General features: G+C 67.4%; 13 protein-coding genes. 11 read left to right on the top strand and 2 right to left on the bottom strand.

What is annotated here, in order from left to right; translation table 11 throughout:
- Positions 1–32 precede the first annotated feature (32 nt).
- On the top strand, positions 33–1,259 hold the full coding sequence (locus AC1DGI_RS05640) for a cysteine desulfurase family protein (protein WP_476898063.1): 1,227 nt from the start codon (positions 33–35) through the stop codon (positions 1,257–1,259).
- Between the two features lie 27 nt (positions 1,260–1,286).
- Here AC1DGI_RS05640 and AC1DGI_RS05635 read toward each other — a convergent pair whose 3' ends face one another.
- Positions 1,287–2,531 (bottom strand): NAD(P)/FAD-dependent oxidoreductase, encoded by a 1,245-nt coding sequence (locus AC1DGI_RS05635; protein ID WP_476898062.1) that lies wholly within the window; start codon positions 2,529–2,531, stop codon positions 1,287–1,289.
- Between the two features lie 219 nt (positions 2,532–2,750).
- Here AC1DGI_RS05635 and mnmA point away from each other — a divergent pair, with 219 nt between their 5' ends.
- From mnmA to AC1DGI_RS05600, 7 genes are all read left to right on the top strand, one after another.
- Entirely contained in the window at positions 2,751–3,863 is a 1,113-nt protein-coding gene (gene mnmA / locus AC1DGI_RS05630; protein ID WP_476898061.1) for a tRNA 2-thiouridine(34) synthase MnmA, read from the top strand.
- Positions 3,864–4,549: 686 nt separating this feature from the next.
- Entirely contained in the window at positions 4,550–6,178 is a 1,629-nt protein-coding gene (locus AC1DGI_RS05625; RefSeq protein WP_441402715.1) for an ABC transporter substrate-binding protein, read from the top strand.
- Between the two features lie 133 nt (positions 6,179–6,311).
- Positions 6,312–7,403, top strand: coding sequence for an ABC transporter permease (locus AC1DGI_RS05620; protein ID WP_476898060.1), 1,092 nt, complete (start codon positions 6,312–6,314; stop codon positions 7,401–7,403).
- 2 nt (positions 7,404–7,405) lie between these two features.
- On the top strand, positions 7,406–8,428 hold the full coding sequence (locus tag AC1DGI_RS05615; RefSeq protein ID WP_476898059.1) for an ABC transporter permease: 1,023 nt from the start codon (positions 7,406–7,408) through the stop codon (positions 8,426–8,428).
- Positions 8,425–10,137: an ABC transporter ATP-binding protein gene (locus AC1DGI_RS05610; RefSeq protein ID WP_476898058.1), complete on the top strand. Its 1,713-nt coding sequence runs from the start codon at positions 8,425–8,427 to the stop codon at positions 10,135–10,137. Before AC1DGI_RS05615 ends, AC1DGI_RS05610 begins: the two co-directional genes overlap by 4 nt.
- A gap of 192 nt (positions 10,138–10,329) precedes the next feature.
- Positions 10,330–10,776, top strand: a complete 447-nt coding sequence (locus AC1DGI_RS05605; protein WP_476898057.1) for a chorismate mutase — start codon at positions 10,330–10,332, stop codon at positions 10,774–10,776.
- A 2-nt stretch (positions 10,777–10,778) separates the two neighbouring features.
- Positions 10,779–11,816, top strand: a complete 1,038-nt coding sequence (locus tag AC1DGI_RS05600) for a uroporphyrinogen decarboxylase/cobalamine-independent methonine synthase family protein (protein WP_476898056.1) — start codon at positions 10,779–10,781, stop codon at positions 11,814–11,816.
- 3 nt (positions 11,817–11,819) lie between these two features.
- On the opposite strand, the gene AC1DGI_RS05595 is transcribed toward AC1DGI_RS05600, so the two are convergent.
- Positions 11,820–12,539, bottom strand: coding sequence for a DUF4166 domain-containing protein (locus tag AC1DGI_RS05595; protein ID WP_476898055.1), 720 nt, complete (start codon positions 12,537–12,539; stop codon positions 11,820–11,822).
- 174 nt (positions 12,540–12,713) lie between these two features.
- Here AC1DGI_RS05595 and mtrA point away from each other — a divergent pair, with 174 nt between their 5' ends.
- The 3 genes from mtrA (at position 12,714) to AC1DGI_RS05580 (ending at position 17,021) form a co-directional block, all read left to right on the top strand.
- Entirely contained in the window at positions 12,714–13,388 is a 675-nt protein-coding gene (gene mtrA / locus AC1DGI_RS05590) for an MtrAB system response regulator MtrA (RefSeq protein WP_476898054.1), read from the top strand.
- 130 nt (positions 13,389–13,518) lie between these two features.
- Positions 13,519–15,306, top strand: coding sequence for an MtrAB system histidine kinase MtrB (mtrB, locus tag AC1DGI_RS05585; protein ID WP_476898207.1), 1,788 nt, complete (start codon positions 13,519–13,521; stop codon positions 15,304–15,306).
- Positions 15,303–17,021 carry an LpqB family beta-propeller domain-containing protein gene (locus AC1DGI_RS05580; RefSeq protein ID WP_476898053.1) on the top strand — a complete coding sequence of 573 codons (1,719 nt, stop codon included), beginning with the start codon at positions 15,303–15,305 and terminating at the stop codon, positions 17,019–17,021. Before mtrB ends, AC1DGI_RS05580 begins: the two co-directional genes overlap by 4 nt.
- The last annotated feature ends 93 nt before the right edge of the window (positions 17,022–17,114 follow it).

The following is a 17,114-nucleotide window of genomic DNA, read 5'->3' as shown; positions in this document are numbered from 1 at the left end:
GCCTGCACGGAGGGCCACGGTAGAATTGGCCTGTGTCTGTCTACCTTGACCACGCCGCCACCACGCCGCTTGCCGCCGAGGCGCTGGCCGCGCTGACCCGCGAGTTGGCCCGCACCGGCAACCCGTCTTCGCTGCACGGTTCCGGCCGCCGAGCCCGGCGGGCCGTCGAGGACGCCCGTGAGGCCCTGGCCGCCGCCGCCGGGGCACACCCGTCGGAAGTCATCTTCACCTCCGGCGGCACCGAGGCCGACAACCTCGCCGTCAAGGGGCTCTACTGGGCCCGCCGCGCCGCTGACCCGCGGCGTACCCGCATCCTCTGTTCCACGGTTGAACACCACGCGGTGCTGGACACCGTCGAATGGCTCGAACGGCACGAGGGGGCCGACGTCCGCTGGCTGCCCGTGGACGCCGAAGGTGTGCTGGACCTCGCTGCGCTGGAGTCTGAACTGGCCGACGATCCGGGCTCCATCGCCCTGGTCACTGTCATGTGGGCCAATAACGAGGTGGGCAGCCTTCAGCCGGTCGCGGAGATCGTGCGGCTGGCGCATGCCGCCGGCGTGCCGGTGCATTCCGACGCCGTGCAGGCGTTCGGTTCGGTGCCGGTGGACTTCCGCGCGTCCGGCCTGGCTGCTATGTCAATCTCCGGGCACAAGATCGGCGGACCGGTCGGCGTCGGCGCCCTGCTCCTGGGCCGCGCCGTGGCGCTGACCCCGGTCCAGCACGGCGGGGGCCAGGAGCGCGACGTGCGCTCCGGGACCCTGGACACGGCGTCGATCGCGGCCTTCGCCGCGGCGGCGGAGGCTGCCGCCGGCAACCTGGCCGGGGAGTCCGCCCGGATCTCTGCCCTGCGGGACCGCCTCATCGACGGCGTCCGCGCCGCCGTTCCGGAGGCCGTGCTGCGGGGAGCCGCCGGCGCGGGCCGGCTTCCGGGCAACGCGCACTTCACCTTCGCCGGCTGCGAGGGCGACTCGCTGCTGTTCCTGCTGGACCTCGCCGGAGTGGAATCCTCCACGGGCTCCGCGTGCACCGCCGGCGTGCCACGGCCTTCCCACGTGCTGCTCGCCATGGGCCTGGACGAGAACACCGCACGCGGCGCCCAGCGCTTCACCCTGGGTCACGCGTCGACGGACGCCGACGTCGACGCCCTGCTGGCCGCCCTGCCCGCTGCCTACGCCCGCGCCCGCCAGGCCGGCATGGCCGGGCATGTCTCGACCATCGAGACCGCGGGGACTGCCGCCCGTCGCCCCGTCGACAGCTAGCCTGCCGAACTTCCGTGCCGCGGACAGCTAACCTTCCGGAAGCAACTGCCCGAGCGGGATGCCCGGGTCCGCGAGGGACTCCGCGGACACCGCGGCGCGTGCGGCAATGAGGGCCTTGATGGTCTTCTGCGGCTTGTCCGCTCGGGGCCAATTGACGTTCATGCCGGCCACCACCTCGCCCCCGCGTTGCCAGAAGGCTAGGAATTCCTTGTCCTCGAGTGAGCCCCGGACCACGGGCGCCCCGTCGACGAGCGTGGGGTATCCCGAATACTCCATACTGACGTCGTACTGGTCGGTGTAGAAGTAGGGAATGGTGTCCAGCACCGCTTCCTCGCCGAGCATTGCCCGGGCCGCGACCTTCCCGCCGTTGAGCGCGTTGGACCAGTGCTCGCTGCGGTGGTGGGCGCCGGTGAAGGGGTGCAGGGCGTTGGCGACGTCTCCCGCGGCGAAGATGCCGGGAGCGGAAGTCCGCAGCGAGGCGTCCGTGAGGATTCCGTTCTTCAGCTCGACGCCGGCGGCCGCGGCGAGCGTGGTTTCGGGAACGACGCCGACGGCGATGACCACCAGGTCGGCGGCCAGGACTTCGCCGGCGTCGGTGCGGACGCCGGTCACGCGGCCGGCGTCGCCGGTGATCTCGGCCGCCGACGCCGGGAGCCGGAACCGTACACCGCGGGACTCGTGCAGCGATCGGAAGAAGGCGCCCAGTTCGGGACCGATCGCCGCCGCCAGCGGCACCTGCTCCAGGCCCAGCAGGGTGACGGTGTTGCCGTAGGAGCACGCGGCGGCCGCGAGTTCCATTCCGATCCAGCCGGATCCGACCATCACCACGTTCAGGCCGCCGCCGGCCAGGGCCTCCCGGAGCGCCCGGCTGTCGTCGAGGGTCCGGAACGTCATGACGCCGTCCAAGCTGCTGCCGGGCAGCGGAATCGACCGCGGTCGGGCACCGGTGGCCAGCAGCAGCGAGGTGTATCCGAGGCGGCCGCCGGCGCCGAGGTCCACGGTCCGGGTCGTCGCGTCCACGCCGGTGGCCGGCACGCCCAGGCGGAGGTCGACGTCGTGCTCCGCGTACCAGCCGTCCGGGACCACCGGCAGCGCCTCTTCGCCCTCCTTGCCCAGCAGGTACTCCTTGGACAGCGGGGGGCGCAGGTAGGGCGCGTGCGCCTCCTCCGCGATCACGGTGACCGGGCCGTCGAAGCCCTCCGCCCGCAGGGTCTTGGCGGCGGTGGCGCCGGCCAATCCGCCGCCCACAATCACAATGCCTTCACGATTCATCTCTGCGCCGCCCGCCTGTGCGTGTGCCGTATTTTCTAAAACCGTTAGGCCTGACGTTAGAGTCCCGGGGCGGTGGCGTCAAGGCTTTTGGGGAGGAATCGGCGTGGCGATAGAATGGGGCGGCAGGCGTTGTGTTAGTCCCACTGCTTTTGGTTCCACCTGGACCTACCGGTTGGGCCCACCGCCGGCACTACCCCCCAACACCTACAGAAAGCCAGCATGCGAGTTCTTGCAGCAATGAGCGGCGGCGTCGATTCCGCCGTCGCAGCAGCCCGCGCCGTCGAGGCCGGACACGACGTCGTCGGGGTCCACCTCGCGCTCTCCCGCATGCCCGGAACGCTGCGCACCGGCAGCCGCGGCTGCTGCACCATCGAGGACTCGCGCGACGCCTGGCGGGCCTGCGATGTGCTCGGCATTCCGTACTATGTATGGGATTTCTCTGAGCGTTTCAAGGAAGACGTCGTTCAGGACTTCATCGACGAATATGCCGCCGGCCGCACGCCCAATCCGTGCATGCGCTGCAACGAGCGGATCAAGTTTGCCGCCCTGCTGGAAAAGGCGATTGCGCTGGGTTTCGACGCTGTCTGCACCGGCCACTACGCCAAGGTGATCACCGACGCCGAGGGCAACCCCGAGCTGCACCGCGCCGCGGACTGGGCCAAGGACCAGAGCTATGTCCTGGGCGTCCTCACCCATGAACAGCTCCGACACTCGATGTTCCCGCTCGCGGAGACGCCGTCCAAGGCCGAGGTGCGGGCCGAGGCAGAACGCCGCGGGTTGTCTGTGGCCAACAAGCCGGACAGCCACGACATCTGCTTCATCCCGGACGGCGACACCGCCGGCTGGCTTGCCGAAAAGATCGAGATGACCACCGGCGACATCGTGGACGAGTCCGGCGCCAAGGTCGGCGAGCACCCCGGCGCCAACGCCTTCACCGTCGGCCAGCGCCGCGGCCTGAAGCTGGGCACGCCGGCCGCCGACGGCAAACCGCGCTTTGTACTGGAGATCCGGCCCAAGGAAAACAAAGTGGTGGTGGGCCCGGAGGCGCTGCTGGCCATCGACGAGATTCGCGGCATCAAGGTCTCCTGGGCCGGCCTGCCCATCGCCCAGATCGCCACCGGCGAGGAGTTCGACTGCTACGCCCAGGTCCGAGCCCACGGCGACCCGGTGCCGGCCACTGCCCGGATGGAGCGCGGGGACCTTGTCGTCACCCTGACCGAGCCGCTGCGCGGTGTGGCCCCGGGCCAGACCGTGGTGCTGTACCAGGGCAGCCGGGTCCTGGGCCAGGCCACGATCGACGCCGCGCGGTCGCTGCAGCGCGCCGCCCTCTAGCTTTTCTGGGCCGACTCCACGGACCGTGGGACATGCCCACCCGCGAGCGCCCCCGACCGGGGCACATGCTCATTCTTCGCAGCCAGGGACGAGCAGCGCAGGATTGTGTCCATTGCCGGGAGGGCAGGAGCGCTTGTCCATTCGCCAACCAGGCCGCGGGACATGCTCACCCGCAGGCCCCGAGTCCGCAGCGCATGCTCATCCTTCGCGGCCAGGGATGCGCAGAGTGGGGTTGTGTCCGTTCCCCGGCCCATACTGGGGGCATGTCCATTCGTCAACCAGGCCGCGGGGCATGCTCACCGGCTGGCCCCGAGGCCGTGGCGCATGCTCACCCGTAGGCCCCGAGTCCGCAACCCATGCTCATCCTTCGCGGCCAGGGATGCGCAGAGTGGGGTTATGTCCATTCCTGGCCGTGTGCGGAGGGCATGTCCGGTGGTGCTTGGGCAGAAACCGCCCCCCGCACCGACGAGTCAGGTCCGCGCTTCCGGGTGCCGGAAATAGGACCGAAATCCTGCAGAAAACGATGAGTTTCGTGCGATAGTGTAAATTTTGTGTCTCAACTCACAAGAGAAGGCGATTCATCGAGTGGTCTTCTGGTTGAATCTAGGAATCACGACGGCGTGCTGCCTACCGAGTCAAGCTAGTTCGGGCCGCGCACCAGTACTCATCGAACAGAAAGTTCACAGATGGCAATGAACAAAAAGGCCTTCCAGAGCGTCATCGCGCTCGCCGGGGTTTCCGCCTTTGCACTGACGGCCTGCACGGGCCCGTCTGGCGGCGGCGGTGGCTCATCAGCTGCAGCCAGCGGCCCCATCGCCTACGGCACCACGGACAAGGTCACCGCGCTGGATCCAGCCGGATCGTACGACAACGGTTCGTTCATGGTGATGAACCAGGTCTACTCCTTCCTGCTCAACTCCAAGCCCGGCAGCGCCGATCCCGTTCCGGACCTGGCTGAGTCGGCATCCTTCACAAAGCCGACCGAGTTCACCGTCAAGCTCAAGTCCGGTCTGAAGTGGGCCAACGGGCACACCCTGGACTCCAAGGACGTCAAGTTCTCCTTTGACCGGCAGATGAAGATCAACGACCCCGCAGGTCCCGCGAGCCTGCTGGGGAACATCGACAGCATCACGGCCCCCGACGCCACCACCGTTGTCTTCAAGTTGAAGCTGGCCAACGACCAGACCTTCGCGCAGATCCTCAGCAGCCCTGCCGCGCCGATCGTGGACGACGAAGTCTTCCCGGCCGACAAGCTGCTCGACGACGACTCGATCGTCAAGGCCAAGGCCTTCTACGGCCAGTACACGATTGACACGTACAAAAAGAACGAGCTGATCAGCTTCAAGGCCTTCCCCGATTACAAGGGCGTGCTGGGCAAGCCGGCCAACGATGCGGCGACGATCAAGTACTACGCCGATCCCACGAACATGAAGCTGGACATCCAGCAGGGCAACATCGACGTGGCCAACCGTAGCCTGAGCGCCACCGACATTGATGACCTGAAGAAGGATTCCAAGGTCAAGGTCAACGTCGGTCCCGGCGGCGAAATCCGCTACATGACGTTTAACTTCAACACGATGCCGTTCGGCGCCAAGACCGCGGATGCGGATCCGGCCAAGGCGCTCGCAGTCCGTCAGGCCGTCGCCAACCTCGTCGACCGCCAGGCGATCGCCGACCAGGTCTACAAGGGCACCTACCTGCCCCTGTACTCCAACGTCCCCAGCGGCTTCCTCGGCGCCAACACCTCCTTCAAGGACGCCTACGGCGACGCCGGCAAGCCGAGCCTGGACAAGGCCAAGAAGGTCCTGACCGACGCCGGCGTGACCAGCCCGGTCACTCTGAACCTGCAGTACAACCCGGACCACTACGGCAAGTCCTCCGGCGATGAATACGCCATGATCAAGGACCAGCTGGAGAAGTCCGGCCTGTTCAAGGTCAACCTGCAATCCACCGAATGGGTCACCTACAGCAAGGCCAGCCGCGCTGACGAGTACCCCGTGTTCCAGTTCGGCTGGTTCCCGGACTTCAGCGACGCCGACAACTACCTCACCCCGTTCTTCCCCGACGGCGGCTTCCTGAAGAACCACTACAACAACCCCACCGTCACCGATCTGATTAACAAGCAGCTCACCACGGTGGACAAGAGCGCACGCGAGACGGCCATCAAGGACACGCAGAATGCCCTGGCCAAGGACATCTCCACCCTTCCGCTGCTCCAGGGCGCGCAGGTTGCCATCTCCGGCAACGGCGTCAAGGGTGTCGATTCCACCCTCGACGCTTCCTTCAAGTTCCGTTTGGGAACTGTTTCCAAGTAACACTGCATCCCTGCGGTTCTGACCAGCCTAGGAGGCGGGGCGCCCCCCACGGCGCCCCGCCTTTCCTGGTCATTGCAGCACCTGCAGCTCACGGGGCCGGCCCAAAGCCGCGAAAGCACAAGTTTAGGTACCAATGACAACACTGATAGAGGCGCCGCCAAGCGACGCCGACGGGCTCCTTCCGTCCAAGAAAAAATCCTCTGGCGGGGGGCTGGGGACCTATATCCTCGTCCGGTTCTTGCTGATCCTTCCGACCATGTTCATCCTGGTAACCTTGGTCTTCTTCCTGATGCGGGTCATCGGCGATCCCATCACCGCGGCCCAGGGCGGCAGGCTTCCCCCTGATGTCCTGGCGCAAAGAATTCACGATGCCGGGTATGACCGGCCAATTTTTGTGCAGTACTTCGAATACATGGGCCAGGTGGCGACAGGCAACTTCGGCACCACCATCACCGACCGCCGACCCGTGGTCGAAATGCTGGCAACGTTCGGCACTGCAACCCTGGAGCTGGCCATCAACGCCGTCATCGTGGCGCTGCTCGTCGGCATCCCGCTGGGCATGGTCGCTGCCCACCGGCGCGACAAGGCACCCGATGCCGTCCTGCGCTTTTTCGCGATCCTCTGCTACGCCACACCCGTGTTCTTCGCGGGACTGCTGCTGAAGCTGACTTTCTCGGTGTGGCTTGGCTGGCTGCCTGTCGCAGGACGGGCCTCCACACGGACCGAACTTGCCATGGGGAGCCTGTCCGCACCGACCGGCATCTACTGGCTGGACGCGCTGCGCAGCGGCAACATGGGGGCGCTGGGCGACGTCATGGCCCATGCCGTCCTCCCGGCCATCGCCCTCGGACTCCTGACGGCCGGGGTCTTCCTCCGGCTCGTCCGCACCAACGTGATCGGCACGCTGGGCAAGGACTACGTCGAGGCCGGCAGGTCCCGCGGCGTCAGCGAGTTCCGGCTCGTGACCAAGCACGCGTACAAGCCGGCGCTTATCCCCATCATCACGGTCATGGGGCTGCAGATCGCGCTGCTTCTGGGCGGTGCCGTCCTGACGGAGACCACCTTCGAGTGGAAGGGCCTCGGCTACCAGCTGGTCCAGTACCTGAACGCGCGCGACTTCGTCGCCGTCCAGGGCATCGTTGTGCTGCTGGCGGTCATCGTTGCAGTCACCAACTTCGTCGTCGACGTCGTCGCAGCACTGATCGACCCGCGAGTGAGGTACTAGCCATGAACGCAACGATAGTAAGCGGGCGCAAGCAGCCCCTCATTTACCGGCTTCCGGTCATTTCACATTTCCGGAAGAGCGTCGGGCTGCAACGCGGCATGCTCGTCACCGGCCTTGTGCTCACCATCTTCTTCCTCCTGACGACGGTCCTCGCCCCCTTGATCGCGCCCTACGGGTACTCGCAGCTCAGTGACGCGTCCGGCACCTTCCCCGCCCAGCAGGCGCCCGGGGGAAACCACATTCTGGGCACCACCGTGGGCGGCTACGACGTTTTCTCACGGGTCATCTGGGGCTCCCAGACGGCCGTGATCGTGATCGTCGTGGCCGTGGCAATGTCGATTTTCCTCGGCGTTGCACTGGGTCTGGTCAGCGGCTACTTCGGCGGCTGGCTGGACCGGATCCTCGTGGTGATCGCCGACGCGATCTACGCCTTCCCGTCCCTCCTGCTGGCCATCGTCATGTCGATCGTCATCAACCGCGGCCAGTCCAGTTTCTGGGGCGGCATCGTCGCGTGCTCGTTCGCCATTTCCGTGGTTTTCGTGCCGCAGTATTTCCGCGTGATCCGTGCGGAAACCATCCGGCTGAAGGCGGAGCCCTTCGTCGAGTCGGCCAAGGTGGTGGGTGCCTCCAGCGTCCGCATCATGGGGCGCCACATTTTCAAGAACGCCACCCGCACCCTGCCGCTGATCTTTACGCTTAACGCCTCCGAGGCCATCCTGACCCTCGCGGGCCTGGGCTTCCTCGGGTTCGGTATCGAACCGTCATCCGCCGCCGAGTGGGGCTTCGACCTCAACAAGGCCATGGCTGACGCCTCCTCCGGCATCTGGTGGACCGGCGTCTTTCCCGGCATGGCGATCGTCCTGACCGTGCTCGGCCTGACGCTGGTCGGCGAGAGCATGAACGACCTCAACGACCCGCGGCTCAGGGGCCGCAAGCGTGCCGGCGGCAAGGCACCCGCCGGCAGCCCGGACGGCGCGCAGGCCGCGCCCGGGGCGGAAGCATCAGCAGAATCGAGAATGCCATGACCATCGATATCGGTTCCGTTTCGGACCAGCCGGAAGCGGGCACACGCCCGGTGCTGGACATCGACAAGCTCAAAGTCACCTTCGCAACCGACTCCGGCGATGTGTACGCAGTCAAGGACGTCAGCCTCGAAGTGAATCCCGGCGAGGTGGTCGCCATCGTCGGCGAATCGGGCTCGGGCAAGACCGTCACCGCCAAAACCATCCTCGGCCTCCTGCCGGAGACGGCTGTGAGTTCAGGTGCGGTGCTGATCAACGGCAACAACGTGATCAGCGTCAGTGCAGCGAAGCTCCGGCAGATCCGCGGCCGCGACGTCGCCATGGTGTTCCAGGAGCCGTCGACAGCGCTCAACCCGGTCTTCACCGTGGGCTGGCAGATTGCCGAAGGTATCCGGGCCCACGCCGACGCCGGCGGCCACCGCGTCTCCGCGAAGGAAGCCAAGGCGAGGGCCATCGAAGCCCTCCGAAAGGTCGGCATCCCGGACCCGGAATCGAGGGTGAACTACTATCCGCACCAGTTCTCGGGAGGCCAGAAACAGCGCGTCGTCATTGCGGCCGCGTTGGCCCTGAACCCGGGTCTGATCGTTGCCGACGAACCCACGACAGCCTTGGACGTCACGGTCCAGGCGGAGATCCTGGAGCTACTCCGGGACCTGCGTGACAAGTACGGAACGTCCATTGTGCTCATCACGCACAACATGGGGGTGGTGGCCGACCTCGCCGACCGCGTGGTCGTCATGTATCAGGGTGATGTGGTGGAAGAAGCCCCTGCCCGGGTCCTGTTCGCACAGCCGAAGGAGGACTACACAAAGAAGCTGCTCGCCGCGGTGCCGCACCTTGGCCGCAACTCCGCCTCCGAAGGGATGACACAGCGCGCCCACCAGGGCGGAAAGGTCCTCGTCGAGGCTAAGAACCTGACCATCGAGTATCCGGGAAGGCTGGGCACTCCGGCTTTCAAGGCCGTGGACGGCGTCAGCTTCACCGTCTCCGAAGGGGAAGTCTTCGGCCTGGTGGGGGAGTCCGGCTCCGGCAAGACCACCATCGGCCGCGCCATCGCCGGACTGAACCGGACCACGGGCGGCAGCCTCAAGGTCCTTGGTTACGAGATGCTGAACTTCAAGGAGCGCACGTTCAAGCCGCTCCGGAAGGAGATCGGTTTCGTGTTCCAGGACCCGGCAGCATCCTTCAACCCGCAACTGACCATCGGCGACTGCGTGGCCGAACCGCTGATCATCCACTCGAACCCGAGCCCGGCTGAGGCGCGAAAGCGCGTCGGCGAACTGCTCGAATCGGTGCAGCTTCCGGCGTCGTACGCTGACAGGTTCCCACACGAGCTCTCCGGCGGCCAGCGACAGCGCGCCTCCCTGGCGCGGGCGCTCATCTTGAACCCGAAGCTGCTCATCGCCGATGAGCCGACCTCGGCCCTGGATGTTTCGGTGCAGGCCGTGGTGCTGGAACTCTTCAAGGAGATCCAGCGGGAGTTCGGATTCGCGGCCCTGTTCATCAGCCACGACCTTGCAGTCGTTGACATGCTCTCCCACTGGGTCGGCGTCCTGTACAAAGGCAAGATGGTGGAGCAAGGGCTCGGGAACCAGGTCATGGGCAATCCGCAGCACGAGTACACGAAGAAGCTCATCGCGTCCCTGCCCGTGCCCGACCCCGACGAGCAGGCCCGCCGCCGCCGGGAGTTCCGGGCGGTGCTGAGAGGTTAGGCAGCAGGAACCGGCTGCGGCACCTGCCGCGGCGTTTCAGGGCATGCCCGCCGTTCACTGCGAACGGCGGGCATGCCCCTTTTTCGACGCTACGCGGGACGCGTCGCGGCTTGCGGCGCCGCCCGGGGCGGGGGAGCGGCGGCCCCCGCTTAACACCCGGAGGATTTCCACCCCAGCCCCTAGACTGGGTCCATGACCGAGCAGAACCAGGATTTCCCCGACGCCGATGCCTACGACCCCGCCGCCAGTTCGCTGGCCGGCCACGTGGATCCGGCGGTGATGGCGGAACTGCTCTCAATCCGCTCGAGCATTGACAACATCGACGCGACCCTGGTGTTCCTGCTCGCCGAGCGGTTCAAGGCCACACAAAAAGTCGGCTTCCTCAAGGCCGCGCACAAGCTTCCGGCCGGAGACCCGGGCCGTGAGGCGGCGCAGATCGCCCGGCTGCGGCACCTCGCCGCCGAGGCCCACCTGGACCCTGCATTTGCCGAGAAATTCCTGAACTTCATCATCGGCGAGGTGATCCGCCACCACGAGGCCATCGCCGAAGACCACCAGGCGGCCGCCGACCTGGCAACGAAGGATGCCGCCGGCCTGGCCAGGCAGGATGCGGACCCCGCCGTCTCCGCCGAGGCTTAGCCGTGCCGTTGCAGGATTCGCCCGGCCAGGTCACGGCCACCGCCCTCGGTCCGTGGCCCGGGGAGGACCCGGTCGAGGCCGCCCGGATCATCCGCGGCGAGTTGGGCAGCCCGCATCTTCCCTTCCTCGCCGAGCTCCCGGGCCGCGGCGTCGGGTCGGACGCGCTGGGCCGCACCGCCTCCCTGCTGGAGGGGCTCGCCGTCGACGTCCAGCCGCACGGCTGGCGGCTTGTCGACCGCCCCGGCAAGGATCTGATGCGCGCCCGCTCGGCGCTGTCCACCGACATCAACGTCCTCGCCGACGTGATCGGCGCGGAGGAAACCCCTGCCATTGAACTCAAGATCCAGCTGTGCGGCCCGCTCAGCCTTGCAGCCGGACTGCACCTGCACAACGGGGAACGTGCCCTCATCGACCACGGCGCGCGGCGGGACCTCGCGGCCTCGCTCGCGGCCGGCGTGGACGCCCATCTGCGCCGGGTGGCGGCCGCGGCGCCCGGAGCCAGCCTCGTGGTGCAACTCGACGAGCCGGACATCGCAGCCGTCATGGCCGGCACCATCCCAACCTCCAGCGGCTACCGCACGCTGCGCGCCGTCGCGGGCTCCGAGGTCGCCGAATCATGGCGGGTCGTCATCGACGCCCTCCGCGCCGCGGGTGCGGCCGAAATCGTGGTCTCGGTGCCCGAAGTCGAGGCGCCCTTTGACCGGATCCTCGCCGCCGGTGCGGACGGGATCGCGGTGCCCTTGCGTGCCCTGACCTCCCGCCAATGGGAGCAGCTCGCCGGTGCCGTGGAGGCCGGCAAGCGGCTCTGGGCCGGTGCGCTGCCGGTGGACAACCCGGTTGCGGCGTTGCCGCGCGTACCGCAGGCGGTCGAAACACTCTGGCGGCCGTGGCGCCAGCTCGGGCTTCCGGCCGGATCGCTGGCCTCGGTGCGGGTCACGCCGTCCGGCGGCCTTGCCGACTACACGCCGTCGTCCGCGACGGCGGTGCTGACCCGCCTGACGCAGCTGGCCGACGGGCTGAACCAGCTCGCCCTCGGCTAGCGCCTACACCCGACGTTCCCAGCGGTCGGGCCGGGCCCGGCGGGGAAGGTGCCCCGGCGCAAGGATGCCGTCCGGGTAGGGCTCCAGCCGGTAATCGAAGCTGCCCGCGTAGACCAGCACCAGACCGAGCTGCGGCTGGATGACCTTAACCTGGATCCGGTGCCGGCCCGGGGCGCCGTCGGCCGTCTCCCACCATTGCTCGGCGTAGGCTTTGGCATCGAGCGCGGCCGGCAGCGCGAGCCGGAGCGGGCCCAGGAACAGCCGGGAGGCCTCGGAGACGCCGCGCAGGCGCCCTTCGGGCGTGACGCTGAGGTTGAGGTCGGTGACGAGACGGCGGTAGCGGCCGACGTAATCCACCAGCCGGGGGGTGCCGGCGGACGAGTCCAGACTGGTGGTGTCCTGGAAGATCCGGGTGGCCTGCGGGAAGAAGATTTCGCGCCGGGCGGTCAGGCTCGAGCGCCCGAACGGGTCCAGATGGGCGTGGTTTTCGATCCGGAACCGGACGCCCTCGCCGTATTCCGGGAAGAACGCCTCTTCGCCGGTGGCGAGCCGCAGCGGCGGCCGCAGCCACCGCTGCCGGCAGCCGACGACGTCGAAGACACCCTCGCCCACGCCGTAGTGCCCGGAACCCGGCGCAAGCGAGAAATACTCCTGAAGTTCAGGCTGCAGGCGGGAAAAGCTGGGCCCGAGGCCCTGCCGATAGATGGGTTCATAGCCGGTCATGCATCCTCCTGGGGGTCGTAGCCGTCCGGCGGCCTTCCCCTGAATCTACGCGTTCCCGGACGGCAACCGCAGCGGATCCGTGGCCACCGCCTCTGCGCCGTTCCAAGCACAGCCGCGCCATGCCGGGAACGGCCCGAATACGACAAAGCCATTTCAATAGGGGAATATATACCTATGAAGGCACGGATTTTGGTAGTGGACGATGACGAGGCGCTGGCCGAGATGATCGGCATTGTGTTGCGCAACGACGGCTTCGACCCCGTCTTCTGCGCGGACGGCGGGCAGGCCTTTGAGGTTTTCCGGTCCTCCAAACCGGACCTGGTGCTGCTGGATCTGATGCTTCCGGGCATGGACGGCATCGAAGTGTGCCGCCTGATCCGGGCCGAGTCGGATGTCCCGATCGTCATGCTGACGGCCAAAGCGGACACCTCGGACGTCGTCCGCGGGCTCGAATCCGGAGCCGACGACTACGTGCCCAAGCCCTTCAAACCCGCCGAACTCGTGGCGCGGGTCCGGGCACGGCTGCGCCCCGGGGACCAGAAAACCCCGGAAACCCTGCGGATCGCAGACGTCACGATCGACGTCGCCGGCCACGTGGTCAGCCGTGACAGCCAGCGGATTTCGCTGACCCCGCTCGAATTCGACCTGCTCGTCGCCCTTGCCCGGAAGCCTTGGCAGGTCTTCACCCGGGAGCTGCTGCTGGAGCAGGTCTGGGGATACCGGCATGCTGCGGACACCCGGCTGGTCAACGTCCACGTCCAGCGGCTGCGCTCTAAGATCGAGCGTGATCCCGAAGCCCCTGAAGTTGTATTGACGGTCCGTGGTGTCGGCTACAAAGCAGGTTCCTGAGCCGGCGGACGGCCGCCCGGCGCCCGCCAAGGAGGGCGCCGCCCCGCATCGCGTCGGACCGGAATCCGCCCCGGAGAGCGTCGCGACGGAATCCGCCCCGGAGAGCGCTGCGCCGTCCTCGTCGCGTGCGATGACCGCGCTGTTCCGTGCCCGCATCTGGGCCCGCCGGGCCCGGATCGTCAACGCCCGGGTGGTGCGGCTGGTCCTCACCGGGGCATCGCGACTGCTCCCGGCCCTGCGGTATCTGCTGCGCGCCCTGCACCGGCGCTGGCGGCGGTCGCTGCAATTCCGGACGGTGCTGACCACTCTGATGCTGGCGATCGGCTCCTTCGCCGTGGTCGGCGCCTACCTCTCGAACCAGATCGCCGACAACCTCTTCCAGGAGCGGCTGACGCAGGCGGAGTCGGAGACCCGCTACAACGTCAAACAGGTCCAAGACACGTTCGACGGCGCGCAGGTCACCGACCAGTCCAGCGTCATCACGCTGGTCTATGACACCCTGAACGCCGTCGAAGGGCGCGGCTCCGTGATCCAGCGCCGCTACGTCTTCGAGGCCATGCCCGAACAGACCAAGCCGCGCAACCGCTGGGTGGAATCCCGGGCGTCCGACCAGCTCACGATCAGCGTGATCCCCACCGACCTGCGCAAGGCGGTCCAGGACTCCGGCAAGGACCAGTTCTGGGCGTCCACGCAATTCCCGGTCGGGACCGAGGACCGTCCCGGCATCGCCGTCGGCAACAAGGTGACTTTCAACGGAACCGTCTATGAGCTGTACCTGATCTACGACCTCAACACGGCGCAGAAGACACTGGACGAGATCCAGAACGTCCTGCTCGCCGGCGCCGCCGTTCTCGCCCTGATGATCGGCGCCATCGCCTGGTACGTCACGCGCAACGTGGTCAGCCCGGTCAGCCATGCCGCCGTCGTCTCCGAAAAGCTCGCCGCCGGTCAGCTGCAGGAACGCATGGTGGTTAAGGGTGAGGACGAAGTGGCCAGGCTCGGAGCCTCCTTCAACCACATGGCTGCCAGCCTGCAGGAGCAGATCACCCAGCTGGCCACCCTGTCCCAGATGCAGCAGCGCTTTGTCTCCGATGTATCGCATGAGCTCCGGACGCCGCTCACCACGGTCCGGATGGCCGCAGAGGTGCTGTACGACGCCCGCGACGAGTTCGACCCGATCAACAAGCGGTCCGCCGAGCTGCTGTACCACCAGGTGGAGCGCTTCCAGTCCCTGCTGGCGGACCTGCTGGAGATTTCCCGATTCGACGCCGGCGTGGCCATGCTCGACGCCGAACCGACCGACATCGTCCAGCTGATCGGACACGTCCTGGAGGGGGTGGGGCCGGTGGCCGCCGAGTACGGCTCGGAGGTACGGCTGAACGCCCCGGCAGGCAACATCATTGTCGACATGGATGACCGGCGGATCGACAGGATCCTGCGCAACCTGGTCCTGAACGCGCTGGAACACGGCGAAGGACGGCCGGTCAACATTTCGGTGGCCGCCAATGAGACCGCCGTGGCCGTGGCCGTCAGGGACCACGGAATCGGCATGACCTCCGCGGAAGCCGCCCGCGTGTTCGACCGTTTTTGGCGTGCCGACCCGGCCCGGGCCCGGACCACGGGCGGTAGCGGCCTGGGCCTGTCCATCGCCGCCGAGGACACCAAGCTGCACAACGGCTGGCTGCAGGCCTGGGGCAAGAAGGGCAGCGGCTCCAACTTCCGCCTCACCTTGCCGCTGCGCCAAGGCGAAACGATCACCCGATCCCCGCTCCAGCTGGAACCCGCCGACGTCGTGCTGGAGGGTGGGGCCGGCAAACAGATGATGCTGCTGCTTGACCGCGCCGTCACGGTGCCCCGCCCGGCGGCCCCCGGCTCCAACGAAGAGGCCGGACCGACCGAGACAGAGGAGAAGCCATGAGCGGCGCCCGGAAACTCACCGGCCTCACCGCCGCGCTGCTGGCGCTGGTCCTGCTGCTCCTGACTTCCTGTGCGCAGATCCCGCGCTCGGGGCCGGTGGGCAAGAGCACCGATGAAAGCGCTGGAAAGCCGAACAACGCGCCGGTCTTCTTCCCGGTAGCCCCGAGGCCCGGAGCGGGTCCGGACTCGGTAATCGAGGATTTCTACCTCGCCGGCAGCGGCTACGAGGACGACTATGCGGTGGCGCGGCAATACCTCACCCAGGCGTCCTCGGTGAAATGGAAGCCGGACCAGCGGGTACTCGTCTTCCGCTCCGCCCGCGTGGTGGCCACCGCCGTCGAAAACGTCTTTAACTACGAACTGGACCTGGCGTACTCGGTCGACGCCGACGGCATCGCCACCCAGTTGCCGGAAGGCTCCAAAGAGAGCATCCCCGCGACGCTGACCAAGGTGGACGGCGAATGGAGGATTGCGGACATCCCCGACGGGACCGCCATCCCCGAGGAGACGTTCAAGGTCATCTACGGCGCGTACCCCATCTACTTCTACGACCCCACCTTCAGCTACGCGGTGCCCGATGTGCGCTGGTTCATCAAGAAGAAGACCGTCAAATCCATGACCAGCGCCCTGCTCGGCGGCCCTGCACCCTACCTGAAGGGCGCCGTCGTCAGCGCCTTCCCGTCCGGCATGAAGCTGGCCCGCGAGTCGGTCCCCGTCGTCTCCGGCGCAGCGCAGGTGGACCTGTCGGCCAAGGACCTCGTGGACGCGTCCAACGAGGACCGGCTCCGGATGCAGACCCAGCTTGCGCTGACCTTCCGCAGCCAGCCCGATGTGATCAACGTGGAACTGCGGGCCAACCAGGACCTGGTGCGGGTCGAGGACAACGGGTCGGTGCTCCCGCCGGTGCGGGACAAGGAAGTCCCGGCGCACCAGATCGCGGTCAGCAACAACGACCTGGTCCGGTACGAGAACAACAAGCTCAGCCCGCTGCCCGGCATGCAGCCGGTGAGCGCCTTGGCGCCGCGCCTGCCGGCTGAATCCCCGGTCTCCCAGTCCGCGGCCTTCCTCAACGCCGACCGCACCACCTTGTATTCGATCGTCCCGGGCCAGCCCGCACGCGCCCTCACCACGAGGGCCGGCCTCTCCCGGCCGTCTTTCGGGCGCTACGACTGGGTCTGGACCGCCGGTCCCGGTGCGAGCGGGGCCACCGAGGTCCTGGCCTACCGTCCGACCGGGGTCGCGGAGGGCGCCACCGTGCCCTCCGTGACGTTGGCGCCGTCGTGGCTCGCCGGACGGCAGATCAAGGAGTTCCGGATCTCCCGCGAAGGGACCAGAGCTCTGGTCATTTCGGAGCTGAACGGTAAGACGAGCGTCCAGATCACGGGCATCATCCGCAACGGCGACGGCACCCCGCGGGACCTCACCGTGCCGACAACCCTGCTGGCTGCCACTGATCCAGACCAAGGCGTCTGGGTCAACGACACCACCATCGCCGTCATGAAGGGGTCCGCGAACGGAAACGTCACCCCCGAACTGCTGTCCCTAACGTCCGCGGCGCCGCAGCAACTGGCACCTTGGGCCGGGCTTACCGCGCTCAGTGCGGGCAATGGACCGGCAGAGATTTTCGGCCAGTCCGCGGACGGCATCTTCCAGCGGCTCGGGAACGGCTGGTCGCAGCAACTCAAAGGCGCCATCGACCCGGCCTTCCCCGGCTGAGCTGCGGCCTGCGTGCTCGGCGGCCGGAAAACTTCGTCCAGATAGCGGCCGGGCAGGTTATCCACACAGCGGCGCGGCCGGCTTCCCGGCGGG

The sequence above is a fragment of the Arthrobacter sp. 05N428_2 genome, from assembly GCF_056397065.1.
Note: the sequence above shows the minus strand (reverse complement) of the source record. Positions and strands in the feature narration are given on the sequence as shown.